The sequence below is a fragment of the Amycolatopsis sp. A133 genome (genome assembly GCF_031082405.1).
Classification (GTDB): Bacteria; Actinomycetota; Actinomycetes; order Mycobacteriales; family Pseudonocardiaceae; genus Amycolatopsis.
In genome coordinates, this window is the sequence record NZ_JAVHJU010000026.1 from 20729 (window position 1) to 32551 (window position 11823).

9 protein-coding genes are annotated in these 11823 nt (G+C 65.1%); 5 read left to right on the forward strand and 4 right to left on the reverse strand.

The features are described 5' to 3' along the window. Positions 1–4 precede the first annotated feature (4 nt). From Q5425_RS21150 to Q5425_RS21160, 3 genes are read right to left on the reverse strand one after another with little or no spacing between them, the layout of a single operon-like run. Complete coding sequence (locus Q5425_RS21150; protein WP_308673996.1) at positions 5–514, reverse strand: hypothetical protein; 510 nt, start codon at positions 512–514, stop codon at positions 5–7. Further along, positions 511–957 (reverse strand): hypothetical protein, encoded by a 447-nt coding sequence (locus tag Q5425_RS21155; RefSeq protein WP_308673997.1) that lies wholly within the window; start codon positions 955–957, stop codon positions 511–513. Before Q5425_RS21155 ends, Q5425_RS21150 begins: the two co-directional genes overlap by 4 nt. A gap of 19 nt (positions 958–976) precedes the next feature. After that, complete coding sequence (locus Q5425_RS21160) at positions 977–1882, reverse strand: AAA family ATPase (protein WP_308673998.1); 906 nt, start codon at positions 1880–1882, stop codon at positions 977–979. A gap of 169 nt (positions 1883–2051) precedes the next feature. On the opposite strand from Q5425_RS21160, the gene Q5425_RS21165 reads away from it, so the two are divergent. Beyond that, entirely contained in the window at positions 2052–3242 is a 1191-nt protein-coding gene (locus Q5425_RS21165; RefSeq protein ID WP_308673999.1) for an XRE family transcriptional regulator, read from the forward strand. Between the two features lie 971 nt (positions 3243–4213). Here the strand turns inward: Q5425_RS21165 and Q5425_RS21170 are convergent. After that, entirely contained in the window at positions 4214–4414 is a 201-nt protein-coding gene (locus tag Q5425_RS21170) for a hypothetical protein (RefSeq protein WP_308674000.1), read from the reverse strand. A gap of 253 nt (positions 4415–4667) precedes the next feature. On the opposite strand from Q5425_RS21170, the gene Q5425_RS21175 reads away from it, so the two are divergent. The 4 genes from Q5425_RS21175 (at position 4668) to Q5425_RS21190 (ending at position 11771) form a co-directional block, all read left to right on the forward strand. After that, positions 4668–7760 (forward strand): hypothetical protein, encoded by a 3093-nt coding sequence (locus tag Q5425_RS21175; protein ID WP_308674001.1) that lies wholly within the window; start codon positions 4668–4670, stop codon positions 7758–7760. Positions 7761–8682: 922 nt separating this feature from the next. Further along, complete coding sequence (locus Q5425_RS21180) at positions 8683–9825, forward strand: SIR2 family protein (RefSeq protein WP_308674002.1); 1143 nt, start codon at positions 8683–8685, stop codon at positions 9823–9825. Further along, positions 9812–10114, forward strand: a complete 303-nt coding sequence (locus tag Q5425_RS21185) for a WXG100 family type VII secretion target (RefSeq protein WP_308674003.1) — start codon at positions 9812–9814, stop codon at positions 10112–10114. Before Q5425_RS21180 ends, Q5425_RS21185 begins: the two co-directional genes overlap by 14 nt. Before the next feature lie 514 nt (positions 10115–10628). After that, complete coding sequence (locus Q5425_RS21190) at positions 10629–11771, forward strand: IS110 family transposase (protein WP_308674004.1); 1143 nt, start codon at positions 10629–10631, stop codon at positions 11769–11771. Positions 11772–11823: the final 52 nt, after the last annotated feature.

An 11823-nucleotide genomic window follows, 5' to 3' on the forward strand; every position in this document is an offset into this window, starting at 1 on the left:
GGTCTCAGTTGTGGAGGTACCGCATGCCGGTCGAGGCGTGCGGGGCGGAGCCGAGGGTGCCGAAGGTGATGCCGCGCAGGCCGTCAGTGCTCGCCCGCTGGCCGGGGCTCCAGCCCGGTTGCGGCGTGCGTGGCCCGTTGAAGGTGCAGAACAGCCTGTAGGTGGTGCCGGCGGGCACCCGGTCGAGCTTGGCCCGGAACCGGGCGAGCCGGGCGCGGGACGCGGTGAACTCGGCGTTTCCGACGCCGGAGGCGGTGTAGGTCACTGGGAACTCGATCACCGGCGCTACGGCGCCCGAGGGCTGGCGGCACTCGAGGACGACCGTGTCGAGAGAGCCCTCCTCGATCCATGCCTTGATCGCGTTCTCGTTCTGTACCCAGTCGCGGTGCAGCCGCTCCATGTTGATGCCGAGGTCGGCGAGGATGTCGGTGATCGCGCCGAGGATGACGTCGGTCAGGTGCGTGGCGGTGTGGGTGTGGGTGCGGGTGTAGCTGTAGGTGTAGGTCGAGGTCATCGCTGGGTCACCGCCTGGCGGAGCGCCTCACGGTCGATCAGCGGACCCGAGCTGGCGGCCTTTGTCTGCTCGGTGGGCGGGCTGCCGTCGGACAGCCGGGCGTGGGCGTTCGCCGCTTCCTTCACCTGCTGCTGGAGAGGGGCGGGCGACGGGAGGTAGATCATGAACGCGTCGGCGCCCGCTGCGCCGGGGACGGGGTTGAGGTTTTCCTCGAGCGCCAGTGCCGCCGTGCCGGACACGGTTGTGATCTCGCAGTACACCTTGCCGGCCACCAGGGTGATCGGGTGCTTGTGCAGGTGCCCTCCCGCGATCAGCATCCTTCCGGCGGCCTCCGCGACCGCCATCGCTTGCACCGCCTCGTCGCGCAGCAGTGCGGAGGACTGCGCCACCGTGTCCGCCACGAGGTCCGCGATCACCGTCCAGGTCGCGCTGGCGCTGCGCATGGGCGAGGCCGCTACCTCCCTAGTGCGCCGCACGGGACACCTCCGGCCCGCTTGTCTCCACGGCGGCGCTGTGCACTGCGGCGGCCAGGTCGTCCTCGGTGAGGGTGCCGGGGTCGAGCACGGTGTCCAGCCGCTGGGCCAAGGCTTCGAAGATCACCTTGCGCGCGCGGCGACCGTCCAGCCCATTCGCGGCTTTCGCGATGCGGCCCATCGACGACGAGCGCGCCAGGTCCCCCAGGGCCGGGTATTTGCCGCTGAGCGTGAGCAGCGTGGAGGCCAGGATCTCCTGCAGCGCCTCGGGCTCGGGTAGCGGCACCAGGATGGCCGCGTCGGAGCGGGAGAGGAACGCCTCGTCCAGGGCCGTGGTGAAGTTGCTGGTCGCGACGAAGAGCAGGTGCGGGTGTTCGGCGGCGTTGAGGTCCAGGGCCGTGAGCACGGCGTCGGTGGCGCGGTGGACGTCGGCCGGGTTGGCGGCCAGTGACGCCGCCGAACGGGCGACCGCCATCGATTCGACCTCATCGAGAATCACGACGGTCGGGAGGCCGTCCGACGCGAGCCCCGGCACGTAGTCGCCAAGCAACTCGCTCACGCGCTGCTGCGACTGTCCGTGTTCGGCACTCATCAGTCCGTGCGGGTTGATCTCGATCCGCCGGACCGCCCGGCCGGGGACGAAGGGCGCGACCTGCGCCGCCAGCCCGCGCGCCAGGGTGGTCTTGCCGGTGCCCGGGGGCCCGTAGAGCGTGCACAACCCGTGCAACGCCGTCACCTCGAACGGCAGGTCAGGCCGCACGAGCAGCGACAACAGCGCCTGGTTGCGTAGCCGCGCCTTGATCCCCTCCGAAACCACGATGGCGTCCCACAGTCCAGCCTCCGCCGAGTCGGCGGGGACCACCTCCTCCGCGAGCACGCACTCCTGGACCTTCATCCCGCTCCAACCCGGCACCCAGGGGCGAGTACCTCAGATTTCGACACGATCTTCCGATTATTCGGTAGCGTACATGTCAGGGTAGGCGACACTGGTGACACACTTCACTCGGGCGTGTCCTGCAGGACATCGTCAGAATTGACCGCCGGGTAACCAAGGTGTGCCTAAGATGCGGGCGGAGTACCCGAAGATCGAAAGGGCGTCCGCCGACCGGTCAGCGTCGGCTGGCGCGGAGGCGAGCGACGTGAACTATCCGCAGTTAGACCCCGGCGACATCGCTACCCTGTTCGATCGCGCCAGACTCCGGATGGCCCGCGAGCTCCGGGGTCTCACTCAGGTGCAGCTCGCCAAGGAAGCAGGCTCAGTCACAGCGGCATCGGTCAGCCAGTTCGAGAACGGACACAGCAAGCCCGCTGCATCGACACTGCAGCGACTTGCGCTTGCGTTGCGTGTCCCGCCCTCCTTCTTCGCAGCGCCAGCTCGCCCGCCTGCCCAAGATGAGGTCAATGGTTTCTTCCGTAGCCTTAGATCGACCGCTCCCCGGGACCGCCAACAGGCGCTGGCTTATGTACACCTTGCGCGCGAACTGACACTCGAGTTCGAGAAGCATGTCGCCTTGCCCGAGCTCAACCTTCCGCGCGTGCGGATCGAGGAAGGCCAGCCATTGCAGGCTGCCGATATCGAGCAGGCGGCAGCTCGGGTGCGTGAACACTGGAATGTTCCACCCGGCCCGGTGCAAAATGTTGTGAGACTACTCGAGAGGAACGGGATCGTTGTCGTCCGATTCCGCGTCAGTATTGAAAAAGTCGACGCGTTCTGCGTCGACTTTCCGGACCGGCCCGTGGTTGCCCTCGGGGCCGACAAAGGACTGCGCGACCGCTCTCGTTTCGACGCTGCTCACGAACTCGGCCACCTGGTTCTGCATGGCTCGGGTGAGCGGGCCGGAACCAGAATCATAGAGAGTCAAGCCCACGAGTTTGCCGCCGCATTCCTTATGCCCGTCGGTGACATCAAGGACGAACTTCCGGATCATCTTGACTGGCCCGCGTTTCTCCGCTTGAAGGCAAAGTGGCATGTCTCCCTTGCTGCTCTGTTGGTCAGGGCCAAAACGCTCGGTGTCATGAGTGAACATACTTATGCGCAGGGATGGAAGGCGCTGTCGGTCCGGGGATGGCGGAGAGTTGAGCCCGGCCCTCTCGGAAATCCTGAGGCTCCAGTGTTACTTCAACGTGCACTGGACCTTATGGAAAAGACCGGTACCTCCTTTGCTGAATTCATCGGTCACTCGGGGCTCCCCGAAGCCGACATTCGAACTCTGCTTAGTCGGGACGTCAGCGAACGTCCGCGCGTCGAGTTCTGAACTCGACCCTCTTGATACGGCGACTCTGCCGCAGCCCGTACCCGTGCAGCGAACCTGGCAGCCACAACTTCGAGGCCACGCCGTGTCCCGGCAGTGCCCGACTGCGGTGATGGCACACCTACGTCCACCTGAGGCAGGTGTCTCTCCGAAGAGCGTCAGCGCACTGTGGCTGGGCTTCAGGGTGCGCGAGTCGGGGTCCGGGCCGGCCAGCTGTTTCAGGGCGGGCACCGAAGTGCCTTCACAGGTTCACTCGTTAGGACGTCCGGCTGGAGCAGTCGCTGTCAAGTGAAGTGAAATGGGGTCAGGGGCTGCTCCACGTTTGCTCCAGCTACCCGCTGTAGCTGGAGTTCTACATGATGAAATCCAACATCCGGTGGAACGAAAAACTGCCCTACCTGGGTCTTTGGATCCGGTGGGCGGTGTTTTGTCACTGTGGAGCTAAGGGGACTCGAACCCCTGACCCCCTCACTGCCAGTGAGGGTCGATCATGGCCCTGACCTGCGGCGATAGAGAATCGCCTAGTCAGATGATGCGCTTGATCGTCGTTGCTTGCAACTGTGGGTTGTTCAGTGCAGTTGTAACAGGGGGTTTGCCCCAGCTGTGCCCCAGTGAAATTGGTGAGAGGACCGACTGCGTTAGTTCCGACAAACGTGCGGTCGGCACATAACCCCAGGCTTGGAGCCAGTCGAGCAGCATCAAGTCGAACGGCCCTGTGCAGCCGGAACCGGCACTGACGAGCAATGTCAGTGGCGCGGCCGGTCCCCGCGTTGAACTGCCGAGCGCCGCTTGTCGAGGCACACGCTCTTCGGCACGAGCGTGCGCGATGAGCGCCGATCAGCGGCAGGAGAGGACGTTCCGCTCGGTACGAACCGAGGCAGCGAGACCAACAGCAATCGGCGCGCGCCCGTATGGCCGGCCCGCAGGCCACGACGGCTCTGGACACCGAATACCCCAGTGGCGCCGGTCGACGCCTACAGCAGCCCGGCCTCGTGCAGGCGGATCACCGCGGCCAGCACGCCACCGCTGCCCAGCAGGGCCCCAAGCAGGATCTTGAGCAGGTTCATTGCGCGGTGGGCGCGTTGGCGGTCGGTGGTAGTCAGCGCCACCGCGACAGCGGCGCCGGCGGCGGTAAGCAGCACCAGTGCGATGAGGGTGATCAACGACGTCCACATGGTCGCGTCCTGCTTCCTAGGGTTGAAGGGGCCCAATCTGATCAGGGCTTGCCGAGCGCAGTCGACCAGCCGGGAACGCTGTCCGGCACGTGCTCCGTACCCACCCGGACACCACTACTGCGCGCCCCACCCCCGCCGCAGCAGGCCAGGCGGGAACTGTGCCTTGTCACAGGCGGTGGGAGTACGGTGTCCGGCAGTGTCCGGCCGCCAGTCGTCGAACACCGCAGCAGGGAGACGGACCGGGGAGGGTGGCATGGATCCGGCGGAGATCAGCACCCTGTCCCAGCTAGCCGACGCCCTCAGCCACGTACGTCGCGAACGGTCCCTGTCTTTGCAGGACCTGAAGAGGGCGGCCGCGGAACTGCCGCCGCGGGGCGGGCGTCGGCCGATGCTTCCGCGGTCCACGGTCAGTGACCTGCTCAACGCCAAGTCAGTGCCCGAGCCCGTGACGGTGGTGACGTTTCTGGCGGCCTGCGGCATCGACGACGGTGAGGCACAGCAGCCGTGGCTGCAAGCGCTGGAGCGGGTGGCCACCCGGCACCAGCAGCGCCCACCGGGCTCGGTGAGGATCCGTGACGCGCGACCGCGGATGCTGGGTGTGCACGCCGCGATCCGGGACGCCGGGCTGGCTGTGGCCGGGCGATCCGCGGCGGTTGAGGAGGATCTGCCGGTTTATGTGCCTCGGGACCTGGACACCGACCTGCGCACGAAACTCACCCTGGCCGCGTACCGGGGCGGGTTCGTGCTGCTGGTCGGGGACTCTTCGGTCGGCAAGACCCGCGCGCTGTTCGAGGCGGTGCGGACGGTGGTGCCGGACTGGTGGCTGCTGCACCCCCGCGACGCCGACGCGCTGCGGGCGTTTTCAGCGCGTCCGGGTGATCGGATGGTGGTGTGGCTGGACGAGCTGCAGAACTACCTCGACCACCCCGCCGGCGTGCCGGCCGGACAGATCCGCGACCTGATCGCCGCCGGGGCAATGCTAGTCGCCACCTGCTGGCCCGCCGAGCACGCCAAACGCACGGTCCTGCCCAACGAGGACCGCCCGGACCCGTTCGCCAACGACAGGCGGCTGCTCGACCTCGCCGATATTTTGACCGTCGCCCAGGAATTTAGCGCCGCCGAACGCCGCCGCGCAGAAGACCTCGCCAGCACCGACCACCGGATCCGCGTCGCACTCGACACCCCCGACGCTGGCTTCACCCAGGTCATGGCCGCCGGACCGGAACTGGTCCGCCACTGGGACCAAGCGCCCGCTTACGCCAAGGCCATCATCACCGCCGCGCTGGACGCTCGCCGCGTCGGCGCCCACACACCCACTACCCGCAGCTACCTCCACGACGCCGCCCCCGGATATCTCAGGCCACGACAGATAGCCACCGCGCCTCCAGATTGGCTCGACGACGCCCTGGAGTACGCCACCAGACCGCTGCACGGCGCCACGGCCGCCCTCACACCCATCGGCACCGACATGGGAACCATCGACGGCTACCGGATCGCCGACTACCTCCACCAGCACGCCCTTAAGGCTCGCCGAACTGAACACCTCCCCGACACGGCTTGGCACGCCCTGACCCATCACCATCACCCTGACGACACCACCCGACTTGCCAGTAGCGCCGAACGCCGTGGTCGCGAACGCGAAGCGCTCACCCTGCACCGGCAGCGAGCTGACAATGGCAGCTGGTCGGATGCCGTTCAGGTGGTCAACCTGCTCGGGAGATATGGGCGGTTGGACGAGCTACGCGCTCTCTCCGACAGCGGCGACCGGAGGGCCACAGACGTGCTGGTCGACCTGCTCAGGGCGCAGGGTCGGCTGCGCGAGCTACGCATCCTCGCCGATAACGGGAGCGGACACGCCGCTATCGATCTGGCGAAACTCCTGGTCGAGCAGGGCGACCTCGACGGGCTCCGCGCCTTCGCCAACGACGGCAATGAATATGCGGCGTGGAGTTTGGTTAACCTGCTTGTGCGCCGCAACCAGCCGGATGAGCTACGCACCCTCGCCGAGAATGGGAGCAGGCACGCCGCCAACTGCTTGGCCGACCTTCTGGCCGAACAAGGCAACCACGACGAGTTGCGCACCCTCGCCGGCAGCGGCAACCCGCGCGCCATCGACCGATTGGCATATGCGCTGACCGGTCAAGATCGACTGGACGAGCTGCATACGTTGGCCGACAACGGCAATCAGCGTGCCACGGCTTGGTTGATCGACTTGCAGGCCGAGCAAGGGGAGCTCAGCAAACTCCGCACGTTCGCCGACAGCGGCAACACTCAGGCTATCCTCTGGATAGTCGACCTGTTGGAAGAACAAGGCCGACTGGAGGATCTTCGAGTTCTCACTAGCGGGCGCGCCGAGTACATGGTCGACCGGCTAGTCGAGCCACTTGCGAAACAGCGTCAGCTGGCCGATTTGCAAGTTCTCGCAGAAAATGGAAATAGACTCGCCGCTCGCCGACTAGCGGACCTGCTGACCGAGCGCGGCAACCGCGATGAGCTGCGTTCTCTCGCCGACAGCGGCTACAAGTACGCGGCCGATCGTCTAGTGGACCTATTGGCCGAGCAAGATCGCCTCGTGGATCTGCACACCCTTGCCAGTAACGGAAATCCTAGTGCCGCCAGCTGGTTTACCGAGCGACTCGCGGCGCAAGGCAGACCAGAGGAGCTGCGCGCTTTTATTGCTAGTAGTGATCAATTCACCATTGATCTGCTCGCCTACTTCCTGGCCAAGCACGACCGACCCGAGGAGTTAAGGATTCTAGCCGATAGCGACCATGAGTACGCCCGCCACTGGCTGGCAACCTTGTTCGCCAGCCAAGGCAACCTCGACGAACTCCGCGCCCTCTCCGACGCTGGCAATCGGTACGCCACGGACCTGCTGGCCGAATTACTGATTAAGCAAAGCAAGCTCGACGATCTGCTCGACTTGGCCAACAACAGAGGTTGGCTCGCCGGTGGCGTGATCACCAAGGTGCTTGCCGACCATGGCAAGCTCGACGAACTGCGCGCCCTCGCCGACAGCGGCAACCTGAGTGCCATGGACCGGCTGGCCGATCAGATGGCCAAACAAGGTAAGAGTGAAGAGTTACGCACCCTGGCTGGCAATGGCAGCAAGCACGCTAGCACTCTGCTGGCGAGGCTACTTGCCGACCAAGGCGACCTCGACGAACTCCGCGCCCTCGCCGACAACGGCACCTGGGATGCCGCCAAGCTGTTAGTTGAGCTGCTGGCGAGCAAAAATTCGACGCGAGAACTAGAGTCAGAAGTGGCAGCCGGGACGCACTTCGCAATCTCCACCCTTCGTCGAATTAAAGAACAAGGGTCTGCCCGAGGTTTGGCTGACATCTGACGTGTGAGGCTAGCCTCGCGTAAAATGCTTCGTAGTACATAAATCCTACCTCCGAGGAATCCGTGACGATGTGACCGTCGTCGCTCACCGCGGCGACGCCCCGCTAAAGCAATCGAGGGCTTGAACCGGCGAATCTCCTGCATCTACCGTACCTATCGCTCGGCTTGTGCCTTCCGGATCATCAGCGGACCGATGTCGCGGTCGGCGCACCAAGAGAAGAACGATCCCCCAAGGCTCACCTGTTGCTACAGTTGTCACTAAACGCGGTATAAGAGCGCCGTCACGCACAGCGACTGGACACGTAACGGTGATGGGACACGGCGCGACTAGAACACCACACCGACGCCAACGTCGCGGTAGACCGGTCCGAGCATGGGAGTGGAGGTACGCGGTGGCCGAGTTCGTCGAGGTGAGTGCGGGCGAGAGTTACCTTAGGACGGCGAGCTGGCCGGACACCCTAGGGCCGCTCCCCCGCCACATGGAACGATTCGTGCATGGTGGCGCTGTGGGGCGGTCTGTTACGCAGTCGGTCGGTGCGCGATGGTGATGGTGGGGACGCAGGACGTGTGGCTCTCGTCATGACCACTCTTCGTTGTCGCCGGCTCAGCGGGTGGTTTGCCGTGGCCCGTTGGGACGACGCGAACAAGATCGCGACCGCAGTCTCGGCGCTAGGCTCGCTGGCAGCCGCGGGGTCGCGTGTGGGCTAGCTCAAGCTGGTACGAATCGGGCGAAAGGTGAACGTCATGGAGGTGCAGCGGGCGCTGCGGACGTGCCTGCTCGGAAGGGGCTTGGTGACAATGGTCGAGCCAGCAAAGACTGATTTCACAGCAGAACAAGATCGAATTGCAATCGCGGTCGACGAATTAATGCAACTCATTGCCCCGCCGAGTGTCGCACTCCGTAGCAATGATGGCGTCGCGACATGACCGGCGTACCAGAGCAGCTGCTCGACCTGGTTCGCGATAGGCGGGTAGTACCGTTCGTCGGTGCGGGCTTCTCCTTCGTGGCTGGCTTTCCAGGCTGGATCGAGCTCCTGCGGCATGTCTGCGCCGACGTTGTGCCGACGGATGACTTCGATGCGGTGGTGAAGTCATGCTCCCACGATCCACTCCGAATCGCCGAATACTTGCTAGTTCGCAGCGGCGGGAACATCGGTCCGATCCGACACCAGATGTCTTCAGTGCTGAGGACCCCCGCGAGCTTCTTCTCTTCGGCTCACGTCGACCTAGCGAACCTCCACCTGCCGGTCATTTACACGACCAACTTCGACGAGCTCATTGAAGAGACACACCGACGGCTCGGCCTGTCGGTGAACACGATCTGCAACGCACGAGACCTTGCACTCGCGCGGCGAGACACCGTGGAGGTCGTCAAATTCCATGGCGACCTTCGATACGACGACACTCTGGTGCTCACTGAGTCGTCGTTCCACTCGCGATTGGACCTTGAGAGTCCGCTCGACCTCAAGTTCCGCGGCGATATCCTCGGCCGCAGTCTGCTGTTCATCGGGTACGGCTTCGGCGACATCAACGTGCGGGCGATCTGGTTCAAGCTGATGAAGCTCATGCGGGATGTGCCCCTCGATGAGCGACCGGCGTCGTTTATCATCCGCCTGCGTGTGGACCCCGTGTTGGAAGCCCTTGACCGGGCAGTGGGCCTAACAACCGTCACACTCGATCCGTCTGGTGCGGCGAGGACGCCAGCGGACCGGCAACGCCTCCTCGAGCGGTTCATGCTGGAGTTGACGTTTGCTGCACCTAGTGGGCCAACACCGGCGGAGCCATTGCCGATGTTCGCCTCGCCCGGCTTAGTGCGTGAGGCCACGGAGCTTGTCTCGGCGAACCCGCGGCGTCTCGAGCCGGACGACGAACGAGTCATGGATGCTTTAAAGCGTAGGGAACTGCATGACGACGTTCGCGAGGACATGGATGGACTGATGACGATGTTCGCGGACCGACGCCCCCGAGGGGCACTCGCCGACTTCAGGCGGGCCATCGCTCTCAACTACGCGATGAACTATGGAGATCGCTTCGCGCTTCCGAGGAGTTCGCATGGCCGGGTTTAACGTTCAACCAGATCAGCTACGTGCCCTAAGTAGGGCCTACGAGGCGCAAGCTGACACGCTACGAGCGCAGTTCTACAACCTGGCCAGTCAGACGGAGCCGATGCTTAACGAATGGGCCGGCGCTGCGTCGTCCTCGTTCCGGGGGCTGGCTCAGAATATCAATACGCGTCAGCGCGAGTTGATCGAAAGCCTCGACAAGATGGCGAGCATCCTCGCTAACGCTGCGGACGCGTTCGAGAGCGTCGATAGGAACATCAGCAGTGCGCTGCGGGGCGAGAGACTTGATTGACGCAGCCACGACCGACCGGCCACCACAAGCGCCGCTCGCTCATCGTCGGGAGCTTGCAAGCCGCGTGATTGGGGTGCGCATCCTGCGGATCCCTGGGATCGAACCTCTGTCGCCATGGCCCGCGCCTGCGAACTACCATCGCAGCGTGCCCGCCCAAGGCTCATCTACCCGGTAAGGGCGCGTACTGCCCGGGGGATGGCAGCCGTTCGAGCCGGACGGAGGTGGGAACTCACGCCCCGGCGGGAAGTGCCTGCGTTTTCGCCACGTCCGCTCGTCGGCTACTTGTTGAATGGCGGTACGACTGAAGCCGGGCCAGGCTTGGTCGAGGTGTTCGACGGGTGGCTCTCTCATCGGCTGCCCACCACGCTTTTCGGGGTGTGGCTCTCACATGGCGTGCCTCCCGTCGAACATCGTGGCGGCGTGTGGCTCAAGAGGGGTCTGCTCAGCTCGAAGTAGCGCTGCCCACCTCGCCTGATACCAACCCAGGTACGGCGAGGAGAACAGCGTGACACCAATGATCATCGGCGTGGATCCCCACAAGCGGTCCGCCACCATCGAGATCATCGACGAGCGTGAGCATGTGCTGCACACCGGGCGGTTCGGCACCGATCAGGACGGCTATCGCCGCATGCTGGCCGCTGGTCGTCGGCATCCGCAACGGCTGTGGGCGGTCAAGGGCTGTCAGGGTATCGGCCGCCACCTCGCGCAGCGCTTGGTCGCCGACGGTGAGACCGTGGTCGATGTGCCGGCGAAACTCTCGGCGCGGGTGCGGGTGTTCGCCACGGGCCAGGGCCGTAAGACCGACCCGGTCGACGCGCACTCGGTCGCGGTGGTTGCGTTGCGCACAAAGGGTTTGCGGCAGGTTCAGGTCGATGACTCGACCGTGGCACTGCGTTTGCTGGTGGATCATCGGGACGAACTGGGTCACGCTCGCACCCAGGTCGTCAACCGGTTGCATCGCCTGCTGCTAGAGCTGCTGCCCGACGGGGCGAAGAAGTTCCTGTCCGCCACCCAGGCCCGCGCGCTGCTGGTGTCGGTGCGGCCGCATGATGTCGTGGGCAGGACCCGTCGGCGGCTGGCCGCGGACCTGGTCGCCGAGCTGGACCGCATCGACAAGCGGATCAAGACCGCAGACACCGAACTACGTGAGCTGGTCGCGTCCACCGGCAGCACGCTGCTGGAGCTGTTCGGGATCGGCCCGTCCAGCGCCGCTCGCCTGCTCGGCGACATCGGTGATATCGGCCGGTTCGTTGACAAGGGTCGGTTCGCGTCCTGGAACGGCACGGCGCCGTTGGAGGCGTCCTCTGGTGATCGTCGCCGGCATCGGCTGTCGCGGGCGGGAAACCGCCGGATCAACCGGGTGCTGCACGTGATGGCCATTGTCCAGCTCCGTCACGACACCCCCGGTCGCGTCTACTACCGGCGGAGGTTGGCTGAGGGCAAGACCAGTATGGAAGCGATGCGGTGTCTGAAACGCCGCCTGTCCGACGTCGTCTACCGCCGGATGGCCCGCGACGCCGAGCGCGCAGCGGCAGGCCCGGGAGGACATTCGGGGGCGGCTCCTGACTCCAGCGCGGCTGACTTGAACCCCGTGGTCAACACTTCGGAACAGTCACTTCCCGAACCTGCCGCCCGGGTCTGCTGCACCAGTAGGTGACATCTGAGTTGGCTTGCCGTGATGGTGAGCTGGGAGGATGTTGCGGTGCCCA